This window comes from Hydrogenophaga atypica (assembly GCF_042665215.1).
Classification (GTDB): domain Bacteria; phylum Pseudomonadota; class Gammaproteobacteria; order Burkholderiales; family Burkholderiaceae_C; genus Hydrogenophaga; species Hydrogenophaga defluvii_A.
Window position 1 is genome coordinate 19,480 of the sequence record NZ_JBHTCA010000028.1, and the last position, 26,761, is coordinate 46,240.

Genomic DNA, 26,761 nt, shown 5'->3' on the forward strand with positions numbered 1-26,761 from the left:
ATGACGCACATGCCCCCAGTCGCTTTGGCGCAATCTGAATACCTGCTGCAACCTGCTCAAGTGTTGCGTCCCGAGGGCCCGGTACGTGACTGGGCGGTGGTGGTGAAAGCCGGACGTTTCACCCACGTGGGGCCGGCCGCCGAGGTGTGCGCGGCACACCCGCACCTGACACCGCAGGTGCTGCCCGACATGCTGCTCATGCCGGGCATGATCGACGCCCACACCCACCTCACCCAATCGCTGGGGAAGGCGCTGGCCTTTGGTGAGCCCTCCGAAATCTTTCGCCGCATCTGGGTGCCCATGGAGGGGGCGCTCGGGCCTGAGGCCGCGTATGTGAGCGCCAAGCTGGCGGCACTGGAGGCCTTGCGGGGTGGCTTCACCACCGTGGTCGACGCTGGTACCCGCTCAGCCCACGGCCTGGCCTCGGTGGCGCAGGCCGCGCGCGACGTGGGCATTCGCTGCGTGCTGGGCATCATTTGCAACGACCTGCACCATCCGCTGGGTGAGCAGGCCTTTGAGCAGCTGGCAGCCGAGGCTGCGGCGCACCTGGCCCGCCATGAGCACGATCCGCTGGTGCACGGTTCGCTGGCCATCTCCATCCCTGAGGTGGCCAGCGACCGGATGTTGACCCATGTGGCCGCGCTGGCAAATGAGGCCGGTGTCAGCTTCCAGACCCACGCCAACGAACACCTCGTGGCGGTGGAACGCTCGCTGGTGGCGCGTGGCCTGCGTCCGATCGAACTGCTGGCCGCCTGCAACGCGCTCAACCCCAACACCCTGCTGGCCCACGCCACCTTGCTCACGCCGCGCGAGTTGATGCAGGTGCGCGACAAAGGGGCTGCGGTGGCCTACAACCCGGTGGCCAGCCAATGGAAGGGAAATGCGGTGCTGGATGCGGTCATGCTTCACGCGCAAGGCATTCCCATGGCCCTGGGCACCGACGGCACGCGCTACGACGCCTTCCGACTGCTCGACGCCGCAGAGGCCACCCAGCGCCTGACCCATGGTCTGGCCCGCGGTGACTCGTCGTGTGGCGGCGGCTGGATGTGGCTGGACCACGCCACCCATCTGGGCGCACAGGCCATTGGCCTGGGTGGGCTCACCGGTGAGGTTGCGGCTGGCAAGGCCGCCGATTTCCTGCTGATCGATCTGGATGTCCCCGAGTTGGCGCCTAGCTGGGATTTGAGCTGGGAACTGGTCCGCTTGGCCGACCGCAGCCAGATCACGGCCGTGGTCGTCAACGGCGCGCTGCGCCTGTGGCAGGGCTGGCCGACCGACTGGGATGCCCGTGCGCTGCTGGCCGACGTGCGCCGCATGGCACGCGAAGACATCAGCCAGGCTCCGATTCAGCGTGTTCACCCGGTGGCCGATGCCCATCGGCGCGAGTGGTCCAAGGGCATTTATGCCAAACGAAAGCGTCGGTTCTGAAGACCGGCATACGATCAGCCGTGTGGTGTAGGTTTGACCGCCTCTCATGGGCAGGGAGTTTCTATACGAGGGGTCGTGACGCTCAAATAGCGGCAGTTCCACCACTGGAGTCTACTGATGACAGCCACCCTTCCCCTGCCAATTGCCCGCTCCCTCAAGCGCCTGGGCGCCAACATCTCCAAGGCACGCCGCCGCCGTGAGTTGGATCAAGCAACTTTCGCTGCCCTCATGGGGATCTCACTTGCCAGCCTGAAGCGGTTGGAAGCTGGCAGCCCAGGCATCGGTCTCCATACATTCGTTCGCGCGCTGCTGGCCCTTCAACGGCTGGATGACTTTGATCAGCTTCTTGAAGCGCCCAACGACAAGATTGGTCTGATTCATCAAGACGACAATCTCCCCAAGCGCGTACGCAAGTCGGCTTGAGCGCACGATATGACCGAGGGCATCACGCCAGCGCAGCGAGCTGAACTGTCGTTGATCATTCCCAGTGACGGTTCTGGCATCCACTGCAGCGACGAACTTTCCATCAGCCTTGGTGAGCCCGCCCAGCCGCTGGGTATCCTCCGCTTGCACAACAAGCTGGGGACCAACTGCTCCAGCTTTCGCTTTGACCCATCCTGGCTGCGGCACTCCCGCCGATTTATGGTGTCGCCAGACCTTCAAGCGGTCAACGCCACCCAGTGGTGTCTGCAGTTGGGTGAAGGGGGCGCCCAGGTTTTCGCGGCCTTGAACGACACCATCCCCAGCGGCTTCGGAAAACAACTCGTCGAGCATGCGTGGGCCAATGGCCTCCTGGGCGAGTTGGGCGACTGCGACGAACACAACTCGGCATCAATGGCGCTGTGCGCTGTCTCGGACCATGCGCGCCTTGGCGCACTGCGGGTACGCGCGACCGGTCAGCCATTTGCTGATCCCCGTACCGCAAAATTTTCGCTGCCCTTGCACGTTGATCTGGACAACATGGGCGCCATGGTTCGCGCGTTCAAGGAAGACCGGGAAACCTTGCGCCAGTTGCTGCTCATGCTCTACGGCTTCACGGCACTGGGCGGACCTCAGCCCAAATGCACCTTTGTCACCGAAGATGGCGCACTGTCCGTGGCCAAGTTCTTCGCCTCCGAACAGCCAGGCTGCATGCCTCGGGCGGAGGTTCTGTTCACCACCCTGGCATTGGCCGCCGGACTGCACACGGTGCAGCTGCGCTTGCTGCATCCGGTATTTAGCCCAGTGGTGATCGGCCCTCGTTTTGATCGCGATCCCACCGGACGCCGAATTCCGTACCTGAGCGCCCGGTCGTTACTTCAGGCACGCCCGGGTGAACAGCTCAGCTGGACCGAGCTGCTAACACAAATGCGCCTATGCAGCAACAACTTTGCGGCCGATGCCAAAGAAATTTGGTGCCGCTTGGTGTTTGGTCGGCTGATCGGTAAAGCACCAGAGAGCATCGATGACTTCGAGTTCTTGTACGCGGGCAACGGCAAGTGGCAACTGGCTCCTGGCTGTGGCTTCAGGCCCCATTTTCCGGGGACCGATGACAAGCCAACAGACGGACATCCACGTTTTCTGCTGCCACCGAACATTGAGGCTTTGCTGGCAAGCGCAGGTCAGTTCGGACTCAAGGAGACGGACGCGCTTATCGAGATAAGGCGCCAGATCAACGTGCTCAAAACCTGGAAATGGCGGGCTACCGAATTCATGTTCAACATGAACCACCACCAGATCGACGCCATTGCACCTCTGATTGACAACACCCAGCTTCGCCAGGCCACCCTCTTGGTGGGGTCGTGAGGTTTGCCAAGCGTTTCACCTACCGCTATTGAAGCGGAATCCTCGTTACGCCCCGGCCAGCCCATCGCCTTTGCGCACGTCACTGCTTGCCCACGCGCAAGCGTCGCGCGCACGCTCGGTTAGGCGTATCACATCAGTCATGTCACCAGACAACGACCAGCGCCAAGTAAAAAGGCTGCCGGCCAAGTCCTGCTCGATCTATCGGCTCACATTTGAGCCGTCAAGCGTCTTTTCAAGTCACATCTGACCAGCGCACTGGCCTTGGTCACCAATCGCCCACCCCTCAAAGAAATTCACGCTAGCTTTGATGCCGTGATCCGGCGGATCAAATCTGCACCGTAACGCCAGCTAAGGTTTCAGCTCTGCAAAGAGGACGCAGCCGAAAACACAGTCGGCCGTGGGCGCAACCGGCCCGCAATAGGGATGCTGCCAGACAGACCACCGGCTCAACCACTGCCAGCTGTCTTGACAGACGCGGTGCTGGGAATTAGCGGAGGCAGCATCACAGACCTGGCGCTGGCTTCCGACTTACCGCTGGGCTGCTCACCACATTCATCGTGGCCCCGCCACATCGGCGCTCAAAGCTGCCTCAAAAATGTTGCAGCGATCCTGTGCAGGCGCCCTGCCCCCTGCGAGGCTCAGCTCAAGGCATCAAGAACCTGCGGGATTGGGCGGGCGCGTAACACCCCGGCAATGCCGATCAAAAGCCACCGTGGATCGCAAAACACCAGAGCGAACCCACAACCACGCACCCAAGATTAAATCGCGCCAAAACGCCCAAAAACCGCCCTCTTGCGGGCATACATCATTGCTGCTGCATCTTGCGTTTTCAACCTACCGGATGGGTGGCCAGTTACCCTGAACTTCCCGCAAAGTTTTTGCGTGAGGTCCACGTACAACGGGTGCGGAGCGCCGGGGGGCTTGCACACTCCTGGCCACGATTCCTTTTTTGCGCCCGCGCGCGTACACGCGTGTGACGCGGGCGCGCGCGCATTTTTTTTGTAGCTTGCTTTTCGGAGCACCCGTTTGGCCGGCGCGTTTTCAAAAGCCCAATAAACACAAGGGAAAACGCAGATTTTCCGACCGAGCCAGGCCGATACGGGTTCGGTCCAGACTACGTCCACCGCCAGTATGACAAGGCCCCCGCAGCGCGGGGGCCTTTTCTTTTGGCAAAGCCCCAGTTCATGCGGGCTCCAGGCCGATTCGGCTTTCTCTGTGGGCTATCTCTGACCGAATCCGCGCTGTTTTTTCCGGCCCTTTCTCTGTGAGCCCTCCGGGGCGGTGACATTGTGGGTTTGCGCCGCTTGATTGCCCCATGTAAAACGGGGGGCCGAACACCCCGTTTTTGATTGAGTGGCTGCCTGCTCAGGCCATACCGAGCAACCGCCTCTGCTCATCCCAGTCCATCGGCAGCGGCACCATCCGGCTGAGCTTGGTGGGGGTCAGCTCAAGCCCTGTTCTTTCTCGCGATTCGCTCCCAATCGCGCAAGGTTTGGACGATGCGGTTGCGTGAGTCGGGGTGACCGCTGCGGAAGGACTGGATCAGGCGCGCTTTGATGGCCTCACCGGGTGGTGGCGCACCGGTCGCTTTGAGCTGGTCAATCAACAGCATCAGTGTCTGGAAGTCCTGCGCGTCCAGTGCCAACGCCAACATGCTTTTGCCGTCGGCCGAGACGTCTGCCACGTTGGCCCCATGGGCGATCATGTGGCGAACAAGGCCGGCTTTGCCATGCTGGCATGCCCAGTGCAGTGGTACCAGGCCGCTTGCAGTGGCTTGGTTGAAGTTGGCACCGATGGCCAAGGCTTCGGGGGCATCGGGCCAGCCCGAGGCCTTGATCATCTGCTGGGTTTTCCAATCGCTCATGGGGAATGTCGGTGCGCGTGGGCCCTGCTCTGAGCGCGAACACCCAAAAGCCAAGCCCATTTAAAACCAAAAATAATATTCTGAACGGTTTTTACAACAAAATAGTATAATTCAAGGCTCGAGACCACAACACGCCATTCCCACATGGCAAGTCTTGACGTCGCTGTCGGAGCCTCTCGCGCCCCGTCGCCTTTTTGACCTTTGAGCGCCTGCCCCCCGAGGCAACCAGCTCATGCGGGCGTGATCCACGCTTGCAATCCTGATTGATCACGATTTCCAACATTTCTATCTCCATGGGCCAGTACGTCGTTTCGCCCTCGACACAGCCGACCGCCTGCGGCCGCTTCCGCGCCTCATTTGCGGTCCAACGCTCTCAGGGCAACGGCAGCTATTGCCGCGTATTCAGGTTTGACACGACCTTTGCGTCGCGCGAGGCCGCCCGCGTGTTTGCCGTCACCCAGGGCTGGCTACAAACCTGCGTGCCAATGCGCCCCGCGTGCTGACGACCTGCTCACGGCAGACGCCAGACACCTTTTCAATTCCCAGCGGACTTCCGGTTCGCTCGCACGCATCGCGACGATGCGTCCAGATTCACAGAAAGACTCAAACATGAGCACCAAGATCTACGTGGGCAACCTGCCCTACTCCGTCAGCGATGCCAGCCTCAAAAGCAACTTCGCCGAATTCGGCAGCGTTGCTTCAACCAAAGTCATGATGGACCGCGACACTGGCCAGTCCAAGGGCTTCGGTTTTGTGGAGATGACCTCAGCCGAGCAGGCCCAGGCTGCCATCAGCGCATTGCATGGCATGTCCGTCGATGGCCGCACCATCGTTGTCAATTTGGCCCGGCCACGCGAAGACCGTGGCACTTCCGGTACCCATGCTCCGACGGAATACCGTGCCTCCAATCGCCCGGACGTTGGCTATGGCACGGGTGGCTACGGCGGCGGCCGCTACTGAAGCCTGCGACATCTCCTGAAAACCGGTTTGCTCAAGCCGGTTTTTTTTCGCCCAGGCAAAGTCGCCCTGGTCAGCAAGTCGACCAGCATGTCACGACGCATTGGGGCCACCAACCGTGCGAATCTGCGGTTCAGCGGAAACCCTGACGTAACATGCGGCGGCTACGCCACTGGCGAGTGAAAGGTTGCCCATGTCCCTCCTGTCCCGCATCGGTACCCCGTTGACACAATGGGCCAAACAAGTGTTCGACACCACGCCGGCCGCGGTGCCACCCCGCGCCGCCGCGCTGCAGGTGCTGGAGAACGAGCCCTACGCGTCCAAATGCCTGAGCGCAGAGCAGGCGGCCGAACTGGTCAAGCCCGGCAACAAGGTGTTTGTGGGGACCGCCTGTGCCACGCCTCGCACGCTGATCCGGGCGTTGGAAGCGGTGCGCTTTCCCCCGCCTGACGTGGAACTCATCCACTTTCTGACCACCGACAGCATCGCCCGTGACGCACAAGGTGCGCCCGTCACCCAATACCGTCATCAATGCTTTTTTGTGGGCATGGACATGCGCGAGGCCGTCAAGCGCGGACAGGCCGAGTACCTGCCGGTGTCCATCGCGGCGGTGCCCGAGCTGTTCAACATTGGGCGGTTTCCGCTCGACGTGGCGTTCATCCAGGTGTCGCCGCCCGACCGCTTTGGCTACGTGAGCCTCGGGGTCTCGGTTGACGTGGTCGTGGCCGCTGTGCAGAACGCACGGCTGGTCATTGCCGAAGTGGTGCCCGACATGCCATGGACCATGGGCTATTCCACGCTGCACGAAAGCCAGATCCACCACTTCGTGCCGGTGGACACACCGTTGATCGAGTACACCCACACGGTGTCCGAAACCCAGGTGGTCGAGCGCATTGCGCGCTACATCGCCGGCATCATCGAGGACGGCTCGACACTCCAGATCGGCCTCGGCCGGTACCCCAACGAAGCGCTGCGCTACCTGACCGACCGCAAGGACCTGGGCATCCATTCCGATGTCATCACCGACGCCATCCTGCCGCTGCTCGAGCGTGGCATTCTGACCGGCAAACACAAGACCTCGGACAAGGGCAAGATCGTCACCAGTTTTGCCATGGGCTCGCGCCAGTTGTACGAGGTGCTGGACCGCAACCCGCTGTTCTCTTTCCAGCCCATGGACATGGTGTGTGCCGTGGGCACCATCGCCTCGCAACACAAGATGGTGTCGGTGACCCAGGCCTTTGCCATCGACCTCACCGGCCAGGTCTGCGCCGACCAGTTCGAGGGCGAGTTCTACAGTGGCATCGCCGCGCAAGAGGAGTTTCTGCGCGGCGCCTCTCGCTCGCCCGGCGGCAAACCCATCATCTGCCTGGCGTCCACCACCGACGATGGCAAACAGTCGCGCATCCGGCCCATGCTCAAGGCCGGTGAAGGCGTGACCGTGCCGCGCTCTGACGTGCACTTCGTCATCACCGAATACGGTGTGGCCTACCTGTTCGGCAAATCGCTGCGCGAGCGCGCCATTGCCCTGATCCAGATTGCTCACCCCGACCACCGGCAAGGCTTGCTCGATGAGGCCAAGCAACTGGGCTACCTGTCGCCCACGCACACCCTCAAAAACATGCGCGCCTACCCGGTGGAAGACGAGCGCACGGTGCAACTGAAGAACGGCCAGACCGTGATGCTGCGCCCCGCGCGCGCCTCCGACGGCAACGGCATCCGCCAGCTGTTCTTTGGCTTGCCTGCGGCCGACGTGTACACCCGTTTTTTCCGCACGGTGCACGCGCTCTCGGCCGACGATGTGGAGCGCCTGTGCAACCACAACTACGAAAACGAGGTGGGTTTTGTGGCCGTGGTGGGGCCCCGCGAACAGGAGGAGATCATTGGACAGGCCTGCTACTTTTCCAACCCGTCCACCAACCTCGCCGATGTGGCCTACCTGATCAATCCGCAGTGGCAATCCACCGGCCTGGGCAGCGCGCTGCAGCAACGCATTCTTGAACATGCGCAAGCACGGGGCGTGCGCGGCTTCATCGCCGACATCCTGCCCGGCAACACCAAGATGATTGCCCTGGCCAAAAAGGCCACCGACCACATCACGGTGGAAAAGGAAGACGACTCGCTGCATGTGACCATGATGTTCGAGTGAAAGCGGCGCGCGAATCGACCTGCCCTCCCAACGGCACCGTCGCCTCATGCCCAGAAGGGGCGCCGACGCAACAACCCTGATCGGTAAGCTGACTCACACCCGGGCCAAGGCCGGCCCGCTATGTCGTGCGCTGGCGTGCCACCTTGCGCAGCAACTCAAGCAACATGGCGCGCTCGGCCGCCGACAACTGGTCCAGCAACTGCGACTCCTCGGCCAGCACGGCCGCCATGGCTTGCGAGACCAACGCCTCGCCATCGGCCGTCACTTCGAAATGCCGCGAGCGACGGTCAGTGTGGCTGCGCTGACGCGTGATCAGCCCACGTTCTTCGAGCTTGCCCATCCAAACGGTGATGGCCGGCATGCTGACCGACAGGGCTTGGGCCAATTTGGAAGGGGTCACCGCCGTATTTTGTTTAATCAAGTGCAGCAATGTGAACTCCACCTGACCCAGGTGGGTGGGCTTGCCAACGGCGCGCACAAAACCCAGGTTGGTCAGGATCGAGGCCTGCGCCAACTGGTATCCCAGCACATCGCGCAAGCCTCCCTCCTCAAGACGAGCTTTGGGCGTGAATGCGTCAGGTGTCGGCTTGGGCGTGCTGCTCATGCCCCCATTATCGATTCACACACCCCTCCATCACGCCGCAGGCTCGCACCTCCCGGTGTAAACCCTTGTTTGCACCATTTAGTTAATTAAATAAACTAAATAAGATCTTGCGGCCATCGTCGCCAAAAGGCCACCCCAACCCCGGAGGAGACCCATGCCCACCTTGATCCAACGCGCCACGCGCCTCGGCGCACTGTCTGCGCTGACCGCCCTGAGCACCGCCTGTGGCGGCGGTGACGACCCCCTGCCCCAGCTGGCCGCTGCAACGCCGGCCAGCTTGGTAGGCGCCTGCGACCAGTTGAGCACCGCCCTGGCCGGCCTGCCCAACACCCAGATCAGCGCCGCTGAAACGGTGGCAGCCGGCACGGTGCAACAAGGCGGCCAGCCTATCGCCGAACACTGTCGCGTGACCGGCAAGATGCACGAACGCGTGAGTGCCGTGGATGGCAACACCTACGCCATCGGCTTCGAGATGCGCCTGCCCAAGGCCTGGAACGGGCGCTTTCTGCACCAGGGCAACGGTGGCATCGACGGCGCGGTGTTGCCCGCTTTGGGCGCCCTGGGGGGGGGCCCATTGACCGGCGCCCTGCACCAGGGGTTTGCCGTGCTCAGCTCGGACGCCGGCCACAGCGGCAGCGCGCCGACTTTTGGGATCGACCCCCAAGCCCGCCTGGACTACGGTTACCAGGCGGTGGCCAAACTCACACCCATGGCCAAGGATGCCATCAAGCGCGCGTATGGCAAGGGCCCGGACCGCTCCTACTTCGCGGGCTGCTCCAACGGTGGGCGCCACGCCCTGGTGGCGGCCGCGCGCTACCACGCCGACTACGACGGCATCCTGGCCGGGGCCCCGGGCTACAACCTGCCCAAGGCGGCCACGGCCAACCTGGCGGCGGCCCGCCTGTACCAGACCGTGGCGACCACCACGGTGACCAACCAGATCGACCTCGCCACCGCCGTGACCGACACCGAGCGCCAGTTGCTGGCCAGCCGCGTGCTGGCGAAATGTGACGGCCTGGACGGTGTCGCCGACGGCCTGGTGCAGGACGTGACAGCCTGTCAGGCCAGCTTCAAGCTGGCCGAAGACGTGCCCACCTGCAACGGCCCCCGCGACGGCAGCTGCCTGAGCAGCGCCCAGAAATCGGTGCTGGCCCAGGTCTTCAGCGGCCCCACCACCAGCCAAGGCGAACGCATCTACGCCAGTTTTCCGTACGACGCCGGTTTTGGCGCCGGCAAAGCGGGTGTGGCGTCGGGCGGCAGTCCAGTCGGCAGCGGCATCGCCTTTTGGGAGTACTTCGCTGCGATCAACCTCGACGCCGGCGCGACCGGCCTGATCTTCGGTGCACCGCCGCAGGACCTGGCCACCTTCAACCCGCTGAGCTTTGCGCTGACCACCAACATCGACGCCCTCAACGCCTCGATGTACGCCACCAGCGGCATCTACAGCGAATCGGCCATGTCTTTCATGACCCCCCCGAAGCCGACCCAGTTGCAGGGCCTGCGTGAGCGCGGCGGCAAGATCATGGTCTACCACGGCGTCAGCGACTCGATCTTCTCGGTGGACGACAGCGAAGCGTGGTTCAAGGGTGTGAGCCGCGACACCGGCGAGGACTTTGCCCGCTTCTACCGCGTGCCGGGCATGGGGCACTGCTCGGGCGGCCCGGCCACCGACCAGTTCGATCTGCTGACGCCGCTGGTCAACTGGGTCGAGAACGGCCAGGCACCGGCCGACATTGTGGCCTCCGCGCGTGGCGCGGGCAACCCGGGCGGCACCAACGCCGACCTGCCAAGCGGTTGGGCCGCCGACCGCACACGCCCGCTCTGCGCCTACCCCAAAGTCGCCCGCTACAAGGGCACGGGCAGTGTGGAATTGGCGAGCAACTTCAGTTGCCAGTGATGTGAACCAACAGCGCGGCCATAAGCGTGGCGGCACCGTTGCTGCGAAGCAAGTGCTTCGCAGCACTGCCCCAGGCGCCCGCGCTGTGCGAACTCGCTTTGCGGAAGGACCACGAATTGGCGGGCTGCTTCGCATTGGCCGCCCCAAAGCCGCCACATGGGCGCGGCAGGGCTAACGCCCAGCCAGTTGGCGCAAACACTCTGGGGTGGTGACCGGGAGCCCAAAGAACCGAAGGTAGGCCGGGATTTGCTCGTACAGCATGTCCTCGCCCACCTGGGTGCGGCAGCCTGCGGCTGAGGCAGCCCGAATGAGAGGCGTCACGGCCGGCTCAAGCACCACATCACCCACCAATGTGTGGGGCGACAAGCGCTCGGCCTGAAACGGCAGGGGGTCCTGTGCATACATCCCCAGTGGGGTGGCGTTGACCACCAGATCCAGATCGCAGGGATCGGGCGCGGCCACTTGAACCACATCCAGGTCGGCATAAACGGCTCGCAGACGCTGGCACAGTTCTGCCGATTGTGTCGGTTGCGCATCAAATAGCCGCAACTCAGCCAGTCCCTCACCGGCCAAGGCCGCGGCGATGGCGCGCCCCACACCGCCACAGCCCACCACCAGGGCACGGGCACCCTTGAGCACCACCCCTTTGCGAAGGGCACCTTGCACAAACCCTTCACCGTCGAACAATTCCCCCACCAACCGACCATCGACCGTGCGCCTGACCGCATTGCAGGCCCCCGCGACCTGCACCGCCATGCTCACCTCGTCGAGCAAGGACACGACCGCGACCTTCAAGGGCATGGTGATCAGCGCGCCACGCACGTTGTCGAGACGAAACAGCGCGGGCAACACCTGTGCGAGATCATGGGCCCGGCAGGCCATGGGCACCACCACGGCCCGTATGCCCTGGGCCGCAAAGTAGGGGTTGTAGATGCGGGGTGACCGAAAGCCCTGGGTCGGAAAGCCCAGGTGCACGATCAATTCGGTGTGGCCGTCGATGGACGGCGTGGGCTGGTGTGTCATGCGTGCGCCCCTCAGCCAGAATAACCCGCCAGCCGAGGCACAAACAACACGAAGTCCGGCCACAAGGTGATGACCGCCAGCGCGCCAACCATGACGAACAGAAAAGGCATGACTTCCTTCACCAGGTCAAACAGAGACACCTCGGCGATTTTGGTCATCATGAACAGCAGCAGGCCATAAGGCGGTGTGACCAGGCCGATCATGATGTTGAGCACGGCGATGACGCCAAAGTGCACGGGGTCGATCCCCAGCGCGGTGGCGGTGGGCAACAACACGGGCAAGATCACCAGGATGATGGTCGAGCCTTCCAGAAATGCACCCAGCACCAGCAGCAGCAGGTTGACCGCCAGCAGGAAGGCCAGCGGCGACAGGTCCAGCGCGCGCAGCACCGCACTCAACGAGGCGGGTATGTTTTCTGAGGTGATGACGTAGTTGAACACCAGTGCGCCCGCAATCAGCATCCCGATGGAGATGCTGGTGCGGGCGCTGCTGAGCAACGAGTCGTAGACCTCACGCCAGCCCATGCTGCGGTACAACGCGGTGGCCACCAGCAGCGCGTAGGCTGCGGCCAGGCCGGCGGCCTCGGTGGGCGTGGTGATGCCGCTGTACAGGCAACCCAGCAGGATGACGGGCAACATCAGGGCGGCAAAGGCCTCGCGGGTGATGCGGGGCAAGTCGCGCAGCGGCACCGCCGGCTCCACCGGAAAGTGGCGCCGCTTGGCCTGCACATAGATGAGCGCCATCTGCACGCCCGCCAGCAACAGCCCCGGCAACACACCCGCCAGAAACAGGTAGCCGATGGACGTGCCCGACACCAGGGCGTACAGCACCATGGGTATGGACGGCGGCAGGATGGGGCCGATGACCGCCGACACGGCCGACAGCGCACCGGCAAAGGCCGGGGTGTAGCGCCCGCCCCGGGTCATCATGGCCTGCATCAGCTTGCCCGAGCCTGCCGCATCGGCCAGCGCCGAGCCCGACATGCTGGCAAACACAATGCTTTGCAAAACGTTGACCTGGGCCAGGCCACCCGGAAACCGCCCCACGATGGCGTTGCAAAAACGCAGCAGGCGATCGAGCACGCTGCCTGTGCTCATGAAGCTGGCGGCGAGGATGAACAGGGGAATGGCCAGCAACAGGTAGCTGGAATAGGTGCTGTTGAGCAACTGCTCGGCCGCGCTGCCCATGTCCATGCCCTTGAGCCACAGGTAGAGGATGGAGCCACCGATCATGGCCTGCCCCACGGGCACACCCAGCAGGCTCAAGCCCACAATGGTGGCCAGTGCCAGCGAAAAAGGACTGGTGAAGTTCACGTGCTGCTCAGACAGAATCGGACGACGGGAGGCTGGCCGCACCGCGCCACAAGGCACGCGCGATCCGACGCAGTTGCCACAGGTGGCGGGCGATGACGGCCAGCACAAAAACGATGTAGATGGCATAGAGCACATCGACACGGATCTTGAGGTAAGAGGTCTTCTCGACCTTCATGAAGCTCACGTAGTCCCAGCTGGCGGGCAGCGACATGCCAAACAAAACCACGATGGCCACCGAGCCCAGGGCCTGCGCCAGCAGGCGCAGGCGACCGGGTGCCAGCACGTCCAGCAACTCGATGCGGATTTCCTCTTGGTCGTTGAGCACGAAGGCCGCGCCCCACAAGACCAGCCACAACCAGGCCACCAGCGACAGTTCAGCCGTCCAGCCGACCGGCCAGTCAAACACGTAGCGCAAGGCGATCTGCAGAATGAACGCGACAAAGATGACCGCCAGCAGGCCGGCGGCCACCCCGTTGGCGCCGTGGCGCAACAGCGGCAGAAGGCGCGTCATTTCATCGCGTTGATCTTGTCCAGCATACCCGCCGGCCAGGCCTTGGCCTCGTCAGACGCGAGGTAGATTTTTTGAGCGTGCTCGCGGAACGCCTGCAGGTTGGGGGTGTACACCTCCAGCCCCTGGCGCCGGAAGCCTTCGGCCAGCTCGGCCTCGCGTTTGAGGTGCTCGGCGGTGCTCCAGGCGATGGCCTTGTCGGCCGCAGCCTGGAAGGCGCGCTGTTTGTCGGGCGCCATGGCGTTCCAGCGTTTGAGGTTGAGCGTGAGCAGGTCAAAGCCCACCAGGTGCGAGGTCAGCACGATCTGGCCCATCACCTCGTTGAACTTCATGTTCTGCACGTTGGGCAGTGGGTTGTCCTGGCCGTCCACGGTGCCGGTCTGCAGGCCGGTGTACGTTTCGGCGTAGGCCAGCGGCGTGGGGTTGGCACCCAGCGAGCGGCCCAGCAGCTGCCACGCATCGCCCGGTGGCATGCGCAGCTTCACGCCGCTGAGGTCGGCCGGGGTGTTGATCTTTTTCTTGCCCTTGAGCCCCACATGGCGGGTGCCGAAGAAGGTCGGGCCCAGCACCTTGACCTTGAGCTGGTCCTCCACCATTTTTTTCATCTGTGCGCCCATCTCGCTGGCAAAAAACGCGGTCAGGTGGTTGGCGTCACGGAACAGGTAGGCCGAGGTCAGCAGCGACCAGGCCGGCACCTGTTTGGAGATGTCCTGCGGCGAGATGTTGCCCATCTCCAGGTTGTCGCGCTGCAGCGCCACCAGCTCGGTGCCCTGACGGAACAACGTGGAGTTGAGGAACAGGTCGATCTTGTGATCGCTGGCCACCTCGGCGGCCAGGCGTTTCATCATCTCGGCGCGGATGTCGGTGTCGGCAAACACCGCAGCAAAGCGCAGCGTGCTCTGGGCATGTGCCAAGCCGGGCAGCCATGCCGTGGCCAGCGCGGCGCTGGCACACAAGGCCTGGCGGCGGTTGATGGGTGCGTTCATGTTTGTCTCCTATCGTTGTCGTTGGAAAGAATAAATCAAAGTCAATTGGTCGCAGCGTTCATTTGCGCAGCCAAGGCGCGCAGCGCCAGTTCATAGCCCAAGGGACCCAAACCACAGATCACGCCAGTCGCGCCGTTGGCCGTGACGGAATGTTGGTACAAGGCCTCGCGCCGGTGGATGTTGGTGATGTGCACCTCGATCACCGGCTGTTCTATGGTCTTGAGCGCATCGAGCAGCGGAATGGACCGGAAGGACAGACCGGCCGGATTGATGAGCACGGCGGCGCCCGCTGCGCGCGCTTCCTGCACCCAGTCCACCAGCACACCCTCGTGGTTGCTCTGGCGAAACTCGCAACCCAAGTCCAACTCGGCGGCCACCGCGCGACAACGCTGCTCCACCTGCGGCAAGGTGGTGTGGCCGTAAAGATGGGGTTCGCGTATGCCCAACAGGTTGAGGTTGGGGCCGTTGAGAATGTGGACAGTGTGGGTCATGATGCGCTTCGACGTGGGCGCCGCTTGTGGTGTTGTGGCCATTGTTGCGGCACACTGGGAAACACCTTCCAAACTGGAAAACCATTCCGTATTGCAGAATGAACTTGGCACTTGATCGCGGCCTGTCGCTGCTTGAACACCTCTCGCAACACCCGGATGGCCTGCCGCTGGCCCTGATGGCACAAGAACTCGACATCCCGCTGAGCGCCTGCCACCGACTGTTGAGCGACTTGCAGCAGCGCGGCTACGTGAGGCAAAAGCGCAAACAGGGCGACTACCAACTCACCACCAAGGTGGTGTCACTGGGGCTGGGCTACCTCAGCCACGCCGGTCTGGTGGACATCGCCGAACCGCTGCTGGAACGGCTCGCACAAGCCTCGGGTGAGCTGGTCAGGCTCTCCATCGTGGACGATGACCGCTTGATCTGGGTGGCCAAGGCCCAGGGCTCGCGCCAGCAAGGCATGCGCTACGACCCCGACATGGGCATGGAGGCGCGGCTGTCCTGCACCGCCTCGGGCCACGCCTGGCTGCTCACGCTCAGCGACGAGCGCGCGCTGGAACTGGTGGCGCGCCAGGGCTTCGGTACCTGCGCGGAATACGGCCCCAAGGCACCCACCACCATCAAGGCCTTGCTGGGTTTTCTGCATGCGGCACGCGTGCGCGGCTACGCGCTCATCGACGAGGTGTTTGCGCCCGGCATGAGCGCCATCGCCGTGCCCGTGTTGCGGCGCCGCGAAGCCATTGGTGTGATCAGCATTGCCGCACCACGACAACGTTTGACCATGGACGCCATGCAGGCACTGGCCCCTGCCCTGCTGGCCGCCGCCGCCGAGCTTGGCCCCATCAGCAACGCATCCAATTTGTTCGGTCGCCCACCACTGGGGAAAGGCTGACGTTTTTGGCACCGATGTCGCCCCGCGCGCCGCCATCGGTCGCAGCGTTGCAGGTTCAATGCTCCAACAACGCCGACGCTGTTCGCTGCAGCAGTGGCCTGAGCAAATAGGTCAACATCGTGCGTTCGCCCGTTTTGATGGTCACGGAACACTGCATGCCCGCAAACAACTTCACCTCGTTGAGCCGTGCAATTTCGTCAGGGCTGATGCGCACTCGAACCGTGTAGTACGGCACCCCCGTTCGCGGGTCCGTCATCACATCGGCCGACACCGTTTCCACCACCCCAGCCACCCGCGGTCTGCGGGCCATGCTGACATACGCATCGAAGCCCACATCGGCGGTCAAGCCGGGGCGCACCCGGTCGATGAACTGTGGGGCCAGGTGGGCTTCCACCACCAGCTCCTCACCCAGCGGCACGATGTCCATCACCCGGTCACCGGGCTTGACCACGCCGCCCACCGTGTTCACCGCCACATCCACCACCGTTCCGGCCACGGGCGCACGCATCACCAGGCGGTCATGGCTGTCGGCCACACCCTTGCGGCGTTCGGTCAGCATGGACAATTCCCGCTGCGCTTCCGACAACTGCGCCTCGACGTCCTTCTGGTAGTCGTTGCGGATTTGCTGCTCGCGCATCTGGAACTCGGCCAAGCGTGCGTTGGTGGCGGCGATGTTGGACAGGTCTTCGGCCTGTTTGCTTTGCACTTCCGAGAGTTGGCGCTCGGTGTCCAGCAATTGGTTCTGCGAGACAAACCCTTGCTGTTGCAGGGCCTGAAACTTGTTCAATTGCTCGTTGAACAGCCTGACCTGCTTTTCTCGCCCCACCTTGAGCTGCGCCAGGCTGTCCAGCTGAGCCCGCAAGCCCTTGGTGGATTCGCGCACGATGCGCAACTCGCCCTCAAGCGCGCGGCGCCGGGCGGCAAAGACATCGCGCTGTGACTTCAGTGCGGCTTGCACTTCGACCGAACGGTCCTGCTCCAACTCCTTGGGAAAACGGATCACCACCGCACCTTCACGTTCGGCCTGCAAACGCGCCACGGCAGCCGATGCCATCAGCCACTGACCGGTGACCGCATCCAGTGCGGCTTTGCCCTGCACCTCGTTGAGCACGAGCAGGTCCTGGCCTGCCGCCACCTGCTGGCCCTCCTTGACGAGAATCCGTTCGACCAACCCGCCGGTCAGGTGCTCCACCCGCTTGCGTTTGGTCTCCACGCCCACCACACCGGGCGTGGGCACACCTTCATCCAGAGGGGCCAGGCTGGCCCACAGCAAAAATCCCCCGAAGCCCACGCCCAGCAGCCACAGCGCAAGGCGGGTGGGGCCTGCGTGGTCGGCATTGGGCATGCGGGGCGGTTGTGGCCCGGTCAACAGCGGGGCATTCATGGGCTTTCTCCCGCCGGTTGGCCATCAATGCCTTTGGGCCGCTCGCCATGTGAACCCGCCGTGTGTGGCGGCTGACCCACACGCTGCTGGTTGGCTTTCAAGATGTCTTCACTGGCCCCCATGACCTGTATGCGTCCATCGTTGAGCACCATGATGGTGTCGACCTGGGTCAACAGGTTCATGCGGTGCGTGACCACAAACACGGTGCGACCGCGTGCCTTGAGGTCCCTCAGGGCCTGCATCAGGGCCTGGTCACCCGCTTCATCCAGGCTGGCGTTGGGCTCGTCCAGCACCACCAGCACCGGGTCGCCATACAGTGCGCGGGCCAGCGCGATGCGCTGGCGCTGGCCACCCGAGAGGGTGACACTGCCGGGTGAGCCATCCTGTATGCGGGTTTCATAGCCTTTGGGCATGCGCAGGATGAGCTCATGCACCCCTGCGCGCTGAGCGGCTTGCACCACGGCATCGGAGTCGATCACACCAAAGCGCGCGATGTTTTCAGCCAAGGTCCCTGCAAACAATTCGATGTCTTGTGGCAGGTAACCGAGGTAGGGGCCGATGTCGTCGCGGTAGGCGCTGCCCAGGTCGGCGCCGTCCAGGCGCACCGAGCCCGCCAGTGGTTTCCACACGCCCATCAGCGCGCGGGCCAGCGTGGATTTGCCCGAACCGCTGGGGCCCACAATGGCCACCTGCTGTCCCGCTGCCACCTCAAAACCCAGGCCCTTTAGGATGGGTTCGCGTTTGTTGGGTGTGTCGCCGTTCGCACCAGCGGGTGCGGCCACCACCAGGTTCTCAACTTGCACAAAACCTTGGGGTCGGGGCAGCTTGATGTCGGGTGGGTAGACCACAGGCTGCGCCATCAACCCGTTGAGCCGCTGGAGGGCTTCCCGGGCGGTGACCAGCTGCCGCCAGTGGGCAATGACCATGTCCACCGGGGCCAGGGCGCGGCTCAGCAGAATGGACGCCGCGATCATGCCGCCGGGGGTCACCTGGTCTTTGAGCACCAGGTATGCCCCCAAGCCCAGAATGCCCGACTGCAAAAAGGACCGCGAAAACTTCACAGCCGCACCGATGCGGGCGGCGCGTTGATTGACGTCACCCAGCGTGGCCAGGTAGTGGTGCTGGCGCACCAACCAACGTTCGCGCAACGCACCCAGCATGCCCAGCGCATCGACCACCTCGGCGTTGCGTGCGCTCGCATCAGCCATGTGGGTGGCCGCGTTGCCCATGCGGCCGGCTTCGGCCTGCAAGGTGCCGGTGGCGTGTTCGTTGTACCAGGCCAGCCCGAGCAAAAAAGCGGCAGAGACCACGCCAAACCAGCCCAGCACGGGGTGAATGAGGAAGGTGACCAGCAGAAAAACCGGCAGCCACGGGGCGTCGAAGAGTGCCATGAGCCCCCTGCCCGTGACGAAGCCCCGCACGTGGCCCAAGTCGTTGAGGGTCTGGCTCAGACTGCCCTGCCCGCTCAGGCGTTGGGCAAAGGCCGCGTTGAAAAGTTGGGGCCCCATCTGCACGTCCACCGCCGCACTGGCCCGGCTCATGACCAGCGAGCGCAGGTACTCCAGCGCCGCTTCCAGGGCCAACAGGCCTGCAAGCAGCAATGTCAGCATGACCAAAGTGCCTTCGTTGCGGCTGGTCAGCACCCGGTCGTAGGTCTGCAGCATGTAGAGCGACGGCGCGAGCAACAGCAGGTTGATGACCAGACTGAAGAGGCCGATGTGGGTGAACACACGGCGCAACTGCCCCAGGGCGCGGGTGAACTCGCCCTGGGGAATGTGAAACAGGCTCATGCGCTGGGGAAAGTAAGAAAGCGTCCGGTGAAGCTCAAGGCTGCTTGGCGAACAACAGCGCGGCAGCGCGGGTCTCGGCCTCGTTGGTGGCGACCACCGTCAGGCGGGCATCGGCGGTGGAGAGCGTGGCCACACCATGGAAGGTCTGGGTGGAAGGTGTGCCGCTGCCAGGACAGGTTTCTGTGAACTGCACCTTGTACAGGCTCTGGGCAGAAACGACGCTGGTGTGTCCGCTGTAGGTGCAACCCGTGGTGCTCGTACCGCTGAGGTTGTTGGTGCCGGCGGCAGCGCTTTGAACGGTCCAGTTGACGCGGGCACTGCCCAGGTCCGCTTGCCATGTGCCGTTGGCCTGGTCGGCGCGCAGTGCGGTGGCCATGGCATCGCTGCGATCGAACAGGGCGGTGGTGCCCAGCAGGGGCTGGATGGCCATTTGCGAGCTGGCACCGGCCCCCGTGGTGGTCTGGATGGTGTAGCTGGCACCGCTGACCGCCGTGACGTTGGACGTGCCCAGCATGTACACGTTGCCGGTGACGGCACCTGCGGTCAACACGGGGCCGCTGGCTTTGAGCTTGATGAGGGTGGACGCGTCCTGGGCCAGCGCCCACACGGTGTCCACGGCAGGCGTGTTGGCGCCGGTCGATGCGGGCACCACGATGGCCGTGTAAGCCGGTGTGAGGCCGGTGCTGAGCCAGCGGCCTTGGGTCAGGCTGGAGGTGGGCGTGAGGTCGGGCGCATCCGAGCCGCCACCACAGGCGGTCAGAGTCAGCGCACAGGTGGATGCGAGTGCGGTCAGCAGGCGGGCACGGGTGAACAAAGGCTTGGTTTGCATGGGTGCGTGGGGGAATGTGTGGGTCACGGACTGCTTCTTTCAGGCTGGCTCAGAACCAGAAATGGTCCAACGGCAGCTTGGGCTGGTGTTCGGTGATGGACTGGGGCAGGTTGCCAACGGCACCCGGGTCGGAGATGGTGCCATTGGCCAAACCATCGGCGTCGAACTGCCCGCCGTCTTCGATGACAAAGTCCAGGCGCAGCTTGCCCCCTTCCGACACCATCTTGCCCCCGTGGGCTTCACTGGCAAGGTTGACCCAGGTGCCACTGGCGTCTTTCTTCCAGTAGCCGTTGACGCCCAGGTTGGCGTCCACAAACAGGCTGAAGGTTTCCTGGCTGCCAACGTCTGCAATGCTGGCTTTGAAGCTGATCAGGCCCAGGGGCGTCGTCAGGTCGGCGGGCGTGTCGGCAGGCGCATCGAGCTGCTTGATCTCGGTGATGGTCGCACCGCTGGCAGGGCTGGCCTTGCCATCCGTGCTGTCGGCCACCAGGGTGACGAAGGTGGGTGCGGCGGCCGGGTCGGTGGAGATGTTGTCGGTGACGCGGAACTGGGTGGACGACACCGCCGCTTGCTGGGTATCGGCAATGCCGTCCCCGTTGCCGTCACCGGCCACCGGCGTGCCGCCACCGGCCACCGGCAGCGTGGGCACCAGGCTTTCCACCGCGTTGCTCACGCCATCGCCGTCGGCGTCGCCCGGGGGCAAGGGCACGGGCGGCGGGGCCGGCGCGGGTTCCGGGTCGGGCTCCGGTGCCGGCGCTGGTGGGACGACCCGGGTCAGCACCACATCGTTGCCGTCACCGCCTTGGTAGCTGACGGTGAAGGTCTGGCCGTTGACGGTGATGGTGCCGTTCTGTGCAATGCCCGCAAACGTGCCCACCACCGCATCGGCGCCGTCGTTGTCGATCAGCCTGAAACTGTCGCTGCCGCTGGGAGAAAAACCCAGGGTGGTGGACAGCGTGGCGCCGCTCAGGTCCACGGCGCCATTGACCACCAGTTGGTCAAAACCCGAGCCGGCGGTGGCGCCATTGAGCTGCATCACCAGCGTACCGCCGGCGGCCACCGTGAGGCCGTTGTTGAGGGTGAGCGTGCCAGGGCCGCCCACACCCGGGGCCAACGTGCCGCCCGACAACACGGTGACGGCACCCGATGTGGCCACCGTCCCCACGCTGCCACTGCCGGTCAGCGTGGCACCAGAGGCCACCGACAGCGTGCTGGTGTTGGCCAGCGATCCGGTGACCGACAGCGTGCCCGCGGTCACGGTGGTGCTGCCGCTGTAGGTGCTGGCGCCGCTGAGGGTGACGGTGCCTGCGCCGGTTTTGCTCAGGGGCTGCGCGCCCGAAATCACGCCGCCGAACGTGCCGCTGTTGCCCGTGTCGGCAAACACCTCAGCACCGGCACCAGTCAGCGTGATGGCGTTGGCCAGGCTGATGCCATTGGCCACACCGATCTTGCCGTTTGCATTCAGGGTGATGTTGCCGCTGCCAAAAGCGGTGTTGCTGCCCGCGATGACCACACCCCCGTTGTTGGTGACGGTGGTGCCGCCGCTGTAGCTGTTGTTGCCCGAGAAGATGAAACGGGTGTCGGTGGAGACCCCACCACCCACGGTGAGCGCCTGTGGGCCGCCGGTTTCGGTGATGGTGCCGCTGACCGTGCGGGTGCCGGCAATGTTGCCTGACAAAACCGACGCGTTGCCCGCCAGCACAATGTGGTTGCTGTAGGTGACGTCGCTGCCTGCCACGGCAAAGGTGGTGCCCGCTGCCAGGGTGATGGTGCCGGTGCCAAAGGCGTTGGCCGAGCCCGTGACACCCAGCACCTGCAATGCCCCGCCCTGAACATCCACCGCGCCGGTGGTGGTGACCGCCCCCGCGTAGGTGATGGCGCCAGTGCCCAGCTTGACGAAGGACCCGCTGCCGCTGATGGCACCGTTCAGCGATATGCCGAAGTCGCCCTGAAGTGTGCCCCCGCCCGCGCCCAGGACCATGGCGTTGTTGAGCGTGACGCTTGTGGTGGCCACAAGGGTGCCGCCTTCGAACGTGACGGCGCCCGTGCCGACGCTGCTGCCGCTGGCGATGAGCAGCTTGCCACTGGAGAGGGTGGTGCCACCCGAGTAGGTGTTGGCTGCCGACAGCGTCAAGTCACCCGTGCCGGTCTTGGCCAGTGCGCCTGTGCCACCGATGACACCCGACAGCGTGAAAGCATCCGAGGTCACACGCACCGTGCCGCCGCTCGCACCCAACGACACCGCGTTGTCCACGGTGCGGCTGCCGGTCGAACTTTGCAGATTGAGCGTGCCACCGCTCAAGGTGACGGCGCCGGCGCCCAGGTGGTTGTCGCTGCCGATCGTCAGCATGCCGCCGGTGACGGTGGTCGTTCCGGTGTAGGTGTTCGCTCCGGACAGGGAGAGCGTGCCCGCACCACTTTTGCTCAGGCTCCCCGCGCCTGACAAGTTGGCGTTGAGGGCGAGCGTGTCGCCCGTCGCATTGCTCACGCTCAACAGGCCGGCCAGCACCAAGGCGTTGTCGCTGATGGTCAGCGTGCCGGCCGCATCTGCGTCAAACGTCGTGCCGTCAGGCACAGCGGCGTTGGCGCTCAAGGTGATCGTCTGGCCGCCCAGGCCGGCGGCAAACCCGACGGTCTTGCCGCCTGCGGAGGCCAGGGCCAACGCCTCGCGCAGGCTCAGGCCACCGCCATCGGCCAGCTCGGCGGCATAGCTGCCCCCCGCAGTGGCATCGTCACCTGCATCGCTTTGGGTGGTCACCATCAGCGCTTCGTTCACCGTGATGGTCAGGGCTTCTTCGTAGGACAACGAACCGGGGCCGTTGTCGGTGGTGCGGATGCGCACCGAGTAGGTGCCCGCGCTCAGGCTGGCGGCATCGTTGGCGCGCAGCGTGTTGCCAGAAATGGAGAACAAGCCATTGTGGGTGTCGCCCGCGCCGGGGACAAAGGTGTAGGTGTGCGTGTCGCTGGTGTCGACGTCGGTGCTCGTCAGGTTGCCCACAGTGGCGTTGGTGCCGTCGTACACCGACAGCGCGGCGTTGCTCAGGGCGATGTCGGTGGGGGCGTCGTTGACGGCGGTGATATCGATGTTGCCGTTGGCCACCGTGGAGTCCACCGTGCCGTCATTGACCTTGAGGGTGAACGTGGCCGCGTTGTCGCCACTGGCGTTGGCGGCGCCGGTGTACTGGATGGCGCTGGTGTTGTCCAGCCACGCGTTGATGTTGGCCGCCGTGCCCGTCAGCGTCAACGTGCCCGTGCCCGAGCCGCCCACCGTGACGCCGCCACCGCTGGTAGCCGCCAATGTGCCCGCCGACACACCCAGCGTCGCCGTCAGAGGGCTGTTGTCCACATCCGCCACGGTCACGGCCGAGAGGTCCAGGTTGCTGGTCTGGTCTTCGGTCACCGTCACATCGGCAGGGCTGCCGGTCACGGTGGGCGCGTCGTTGACCGCCACCACCGTGACGGTGGCCATGGCGGGCGAACCACCGGGGGTGCCCGTGTCCACACCGCCGTTGGCCGTGCCGCCGTTGTCCTGGATGGCTGTGAGCGTCACCACCCGGGTGCTGGCCGTGTTGGGCGCCTGGCTGGTGTTGCTGTAGGTCAGGCCCGTCACCAGTGTCTCGATGGCCGCCACGGATATGCCGGCGCCGTTGGTCAACGTAACCGTGGCCGTGCCACCGGTGATCGACACGTTGTACCCCATGCTGTTGGTGGTGGTCGTGCCACTGGCGCCGTGGGTCAGGTTGATGGTGCTGCCGTCCACACCCAGCCGCTCGGTGGTGTCGCTGACGTTGGTGACGGTCAGGGTCAAGCCGGTGAGGGTCTGCCCCGACTCCCCCGGAATGGCGTTGGCACTGCCAAACAGCGTGACAGCGCTGCCGTCTTCCGTGAACGTGGGGCTGGAGCCGTTCGCGTTGAGCGACGGGGCATCGTTGACCGCCGTCAGGTTGACGGTCGAGGTCACGCCCGTGCTGGCGCCACCCGCATCGCTGGCCACCCAGGTGATGGTGCGGCTGGCCGAGGTGGCCGTCGGATCGTCCGAGCTGGAGGCAAACGTCACCGAGCGCAGCGCCGCCTGGTAGTTGGCCGCCGTGGCACTGCCACTGAGCGTGAGCACGCCGGCGCCGGCGTTGTAGCTGCCGGTGATGCCGTTCTGGTTGACGAAGCCCAGCGTATCGCCCCAAGCAAAGCCGGTGGAGACACTGACCGTGGCCGATGTGATGGCGTCGTTTTCCGTGTCCGACAACGTCAACGTGCCGTCGATGGCAGCAGCGCTCGCGTTTTCAGTGTAGGCCAGCGTGCCCCCCGCAGTGAGGCCAGGGCGGTCGTTTGGCGGAACGGTGCTGAAGTTGTAGGTGGTGTCGTTGGCGATGGCCGCCAGCGCGTTGCCCGCCAAATCCTCAAGCGCGCCGGACGTGAATTGCACCGAATAGGTCTTGCCAGGCGTCAGGTCGGCGGCCGGGTTGATCGTCAGTTTGTCGCCGCTGATGGTCGCGGTGCCAAAAACACCCGCTGCACTGCCAGCGGCCACGGTAAAGATGCCCACATCGCTGCCGTCGGCGCGGACCGTGATCGTGCCGCTGGCACCGAAAGCCACGTTTTCAGAAAAGTCGATGACGATGTCGCTGCCCAAGGCCACGTTGGTGTCACCGTCGGCCGGCGAGGCATCGGGCGCGGCGCCGTTCAGCGTGGGGGCCGCTGTGTCGATGGTGAGGGTCAAGCCCGAAGAGGCGACACTGACGTTGCCCGCTGCGTCGGTTGCCTTGGCCGTAACGTTGTGCGCACCGGCCGCCAAGGCGCTGGCGGTGATGCTCCAGTTGCCCCCGGTGGCCGTGCCCGAGCCGATTGGGGTGACGCCATCGGTGTCGTACAAGGTGACCGTGGCGCCCGCTTCCGCCGTGCCCGTGAAAGTGGGGGTGGTGTCGTTGGTCAGGTCATCGGTGGATGAACTGCCCGTGTCCGTGCCAGCCGTCAGGTCAGGCGTGCTGGGGGCGGCAGGCGCCGTGGTGTCAATGACCAGCGCCTTGTTGGCGCCCAGCGAGTTGGCCGCGCCGGGCGATGGCAGCGTCAGCACCGCCACCGCGCCACCGCTGGTGGCGGTGATGGTGCCGCCGTTGAGTGCCAATGCGGTGGTGCTGGTGTAGTCCAGGTCGGCGCTGGTGTCGCCAGACTGCACCGTGTAATTGAAGGTCAGGGTGGTGCTGCCACTGCCGCTGACGTAGTTGACGGTGCGGTCGGTGGTGCCCGTTTCCAACGTAAGTTGTGGCGTGCCCGCGACGTTGACCGCCGCACTGAACGTCACCTGGATGCTGATGAGATCGCCCGCGTTGTAGCTGCCGTTGGCGGTGGATGATGTGATGCTGGTGACCGTCGGTGCTGGCGGTGTCGGCTCCGAAAAATCGATTTGGTCCATCGATATGGCAAGAATCTTCCCGTCTGCCGTCGTGAACCTGACCTGGTCAATGTTGTCCCAGTTGCTACCAAACGTCAGCAGCCCGGCGTTGGCCGTGTTGCTAGAGCTCGATTCTTCAGCGCCAGTGGTTTGCCGGTCGTAAACAATGGCACTGTTTCCCCCTCCATAGGTGCCATCGGCAGTGAATGTGACCGTAGCCGACACGGTTTGCGAGCCGTCGTTGTAGCCGGTGACGGTGTACACCTCTGCTGTGCCAGAAGTGCCTCCCCACACCTCTGCCCGCAGCGAATTCAGCTTGAAGTTGTTCGCGTTGTTTTCGGAGGCAAACTGGAAATACGTTCCCGTGTTGGTGCCATACCATGCTGAACCAATGGCATTGCCCGTGCCCAACGTCGGCAGCATACCGGTGATGGCATCTACCGTGTCAACTCGAATGGCATCGTTGGTCGAGTTCGTCGAATAGATCACGCCGTCGAGCGTGATCGACGGGTTGTTTTGTCGCACGCTCTCCTGCGGTGGTAGTGCATCAAAATTTTGATCGGCCGGCGCCGCAAGCGCCCCTTGGTAAGCGGTGATCATTAAGGCAGATGACTCGATGTGACCGTCTGAATGCTCCAACACCCAATCGCCACCAAGCCCCACAGCCCCCGTCACATCATCAGACGCCGCCACATCTGCTCCGCTGGTATGTGCCAGGCGTCCTACCAAATCCACCCCGGCAGCGTCACCCGCCACGTTGCACCCATACACCAGCCAGTCACCCTCTTCTGTCAGGGCCGCGCCAATGCGCGCCAAGGTGTCGGCGTGTTCGTTCAGGTTGTCGCCGGTGAGTGTCAGCGCACCCAAGTTGATCGCACCGCTGCCGCCATGCCCCAGGAGGTGAATCGCATCAACGCTGCCGGGCGTTTTTTGCGCCAGCCAGTCGGCCATTTGCGCCAGGCCATCGCCCCGGCTGTCCAGCACCACCACCTCCACCCCGGCGCGCACGCCTGCGGCCAGCGTCTCCCAGTCGGCCACGTTGTCGAGCACGAAGGCCACCTCGTGGTGTTGGTTCAGGCTGGGTTCGCCCGCTTGGTACAAGGTGGCAATGGTTGGTTGGGTGGCGGGTATGGTCATGGGTGCTTCCGTGGGGCGATACGGTCAGGCAAATCTGAGAACAGGCGCAACAAAACTATTCAAAGCCTGGGCTGTTGGGTCGGTTGGCAAGGTGCGGCGTGAAGCAGCTGCTTCATGGGTGGGCACGCACACTGCCCGGGTGGTGCTCGGCGGGCTCGGGTGCGGCCGGGACATGGGAACCTTTGGGTGCAGTTGACAGTTAAATCAGTTTAACAGGCCGTTGAAAAATCCCCTGCGAGCGTCCGCGTCGGCCGCTACGATCTGAAGTCATCCCGCAACAACTGCGACGATAAAGATGAGAGGCAACCAAGACTTCCAGGGGGCGATGTTTAGCTAC

At 64.2% G+C, this 26,761-nt stretch carries 19 protein-coding genes; 8 read left to right on the forward strand and 11 right to left on the reverse strand.

Translation table 11 applies throughout. The features are described from left to right. From ACFQPB_RS20750 to ACFQPB_RS20760, 3 genes are all read left to right on the forward strand, one after another. Positions 1-1,428 (forward strand): amidohydrolase family protein, encoded by a 1,428-nt coding sequence (locus ACFQPB_RS20750; protein WP_382227519.1) that lies wholly within the window; start codon positions 1-3, stop codon positions 1,426-1,428. Positions 1,429-1,545: 117 nt separating this feature from the next. Next, positions 1,546-1,851, forward strand: a complete 306-nt coding sequence (locus ACFQPB_RS20755; RefSeq protein ID WP_382227522.1) for a helix-turn-helix domain-containing protein — start codon at positions 1,546-1,548, stop codon at positions 1,849-1,851. A 9-nt stretch (positions 1,852-1,860) separates the two neighbouring features. Then, the gene (locus ACFQPB_RS20760; protein WP_382227524.1) at positions 1,861-3,213 is read left to right on the forward strand and encodes a HipA domain-containing protein; all 1,353 of its coding nucleotides are present in this window, start codon (positions 1,861-1,863) and stop codon (positions 3,211-3,213) included. A gap of 1,447 nt (positions 3,214-4,660) precedes the next feature. Here ACFQPB_RS20760 and ACFQPB_RS20765 read toward each other — a convergent pair. Continuing rightward, on the reverse strand, positions 4,661-5,077 hold the full coding sequence (locus ACFQPB_RS20765) for an ankyrin repeat domain-containing protein (RefSeq protein ID WP_382227525.1): 417 nt from the start codon (positions 5,075-5,077) through the stop codon (positions 4,661-4,663). A 293-nt stretch (positions 5,078-5,370) separates the two neighbouring features. Between ACFQPB_RS20765 and ACFQPB_RS20770 the strand changes: the two genes are divergently transcribed. The 3 genes from ACFQPB_RS20770 to ACFQPB_RS20780 all read left to right on the forward strand — a co-directional run bounded on the left by ACFQPB_RS20770 (position 5,371) and on the right by ACFQPB_RS20780 (position 8,180). Continuing rightward, positions 5,371-5,580 (forward strand): hypothetical protein, encoded by a 210-nt coding sequence (locus ACFQPB_RS20770; protein ID WP_382227566.1) that lies wholly within the window; start codon positions 5,371-5,373, stop codon positions 5,578-5,580. Between the two features lie 106 nt (positions 5,581-5,686). Further along, positions 5,687-6,037 carry an RNA recognition motif domain-containing protein gene (locus ACFQPB_RS20775; RefSeq protein WP_382227528.1) on the forward strand — a complete coding sequence of 117 codons (351 nt, stop codon included), beginning with the start codon at positions 5,687-5,689 and terminating at the stop codon, positions 6,035-6,037. Between the two features lie 190 nt (positions 6,038-6,227). Then, a complete protein-coding gene (locus ACFQPB_RS20780; protein ID WP_382227531.1) occupies positions 6,228-8,180 on the forward strand; it encodes a GNAT family N-acetyltransferase in 1,953 nt (650 codons plus the stop codon). Positions 8,181-8,298: 118 nt separating this feature from the next. Here ACFQPB_RS20780 and ACFQPB_RS20785 read toward each other — a convergent pair whose 3' ends face one another. Next, complete coding sequence (locus ACFQPB_RS20785) at positions 8,299-8,784, reverse strand: MarR family winged helix-turn-helix transcriptional regulator (protein ID WP_382227533.1); 486 nt, start codon at positions 8,782-8,784, stop codon at positions 8,299-8,301. A gap of 154 nt (positions 8,785-8,938) precedes the next feature. Between ACFQPB_RS20785 and ACFQPB_RS20790 the strand changes: the two genes are divergently transcribed. Beyond that, on the forward strand, positions 8,939-10,681 hold the full coding sequence (locus ACFQPB_RS20790; protein WP_382227536.1) for a tannase/feruloyl esterase family alpha/beta hydrolase: 1,743 nt from the start codon (positions 8,939-8,941) through the stop codon (positions 10,679-10,681). Between the two features lie 171 nt (positions 10,682-10,852). Here the strand turns inward: ACFQPB_RS20790 and ACFQPB_RS20795 are convergent, their stop codons facing one another. From ACFQPB_RS20795 to ACFQPB_RS20815, 5 genes are read right to left on the reverse strand one after another with little or no spacing between them, the layout of a single operon-like run. Further along, a complete protein-coding gene (locus tag ACFQPB_RS20795) occupies positions 10,853-11,704 on the reverse strand; it encodes a shikimate dehydrogenase family protein (RefSeq protein ID WP_382227539.1) in 852 nt (283 codons plus the stop codon). Between the two features lie 11 nt (positions 11,705-11,715). Beyond that, positions 11,716-13,017 carry a TRAP transporter large permease gene (locus ACFQPB_RS20800; protein WP_382227541.1) on the reverse strand — a complete coding sequence of 434 codons (1,302 nt, stop codon included), beginning with the start codon at positions 13,015-13,017 and terminating at the stop codon, positions 11,716-11,718. 7 nt (positions 13,018-13,024) lie between these two features. After that, positions 13,025-13,528, reverse strand: a complete 504-nt coding sequence (locus ACFQPB_RS20805; RefSeq protein WP_382227544.1) for a TRAP transporter small permease — start codon at positions 13,526-13,528, stop codon at positions 13,025-13,027. Then, positions 13,525-14,511, reverse strand: a complete 987-nt coding sequence (gene dctP, locus ACFQPB_RS20810; RefSeq protein WP_382227547.1) for a TRAP transporter substrate-binding protein DctP — start codon at positions 14,509-14,511, stop codon at positions 13,525-13,527. The genes ACFQPB_RS20805 and dctP overlap by 4 nt, the downstream gene beginning before the upstream one ends. Positions 14,512-14,552: 41 nt before the next feature. Beyond that, complete coding sequence (locus ACFQPB_RS20815) at positions 14,553-15,002, reverse strand: type II 3-dehydroquinate dehydratase (RefSeq protein ID WP_382227550.1); 450 nt, start codon at positions 15,000-15,002, stop codon at positions 14,553-14,555. 98 nt (positions 15,003-15,100) lie between these two features. Here ACFQPB_RS20815 and ACFQPB_RS20820 point away from each other — a divergent pair, with 98 nt between their 5' ends. Then, positions 15,101-15,895: an IclR family transcriptional regulator gene (locus tag ACFQPB_RS20820; protein ID WP_382227553.1), complete on the forward strand. Its 795-nt coding sequence runs from the start codon at positions 15,101-15,103 to the stop codon at positions 15,893-15,895. Positions 15,896-15,950: 55 nt separating this feature from the next. Here ACFQPB_RS20820 and ACFQPB_RS20825 read toward each other — a convergent pair whose 3' ends face one another. The 4 genes from ACFQPB_RS20825 to ACFQPB_RS20840 are packed head-to-tail and all read right to left on the reverse strand — an operon-like array spanning position 15,951 to position 26,424. Then, positions 15,951-17,279, reverse strand: a complete 1,329-nt coding sequence (locus ACFQPB_RS20825) for an HlyD family type I secretion periplasmic adaptor subunit (RefSeq protein ID WP_382227556.1) — start codon at positions 17,277-17,279, stop codon at positions 15,951-15,953. Next, positions 17,276-19,069 (reverse strand): type I secretion system permease/ATPase, encoded by a 1,794-nt coding sequence (locus tag ACFQPB_RS20830; protein WP_382227558.1) that lies wholly within the window; start codon positions 19,067-19,069, stop codon positions 17,276-17,278. Before ACFQPB_RS20830 ends, ACFQPB_RS20825 begins: the two co-directional genes overlap by 4 nt. A 34-nt stretch (positions 19,070-19,103) precedes the next feature. Beyond that, entirely contained in the window at positions 19,104-19,925 is an 822-nt protein-coding gene (locus ACFQPB_RS20835; RefSeq protein ID WP_382227561.1) for a hypothetical protein, read from the reverse strand. 22 nt (positions 19,926-19,947) lie between these two features. Then, positions 19,948-26,424 (reverse strand): DUF4347 domain-containing protein, encoded by a 6,477-nt coding sequence (locus ACFQPB_RS20840; RefSeq protein ID WP_382227563.1) that lies wholly within the window; start codon positions 26,422-26,424, stop codon positions 19,948-19,950. Positions 26,425-26,761 lie beyond the last annotated feature (337 nt).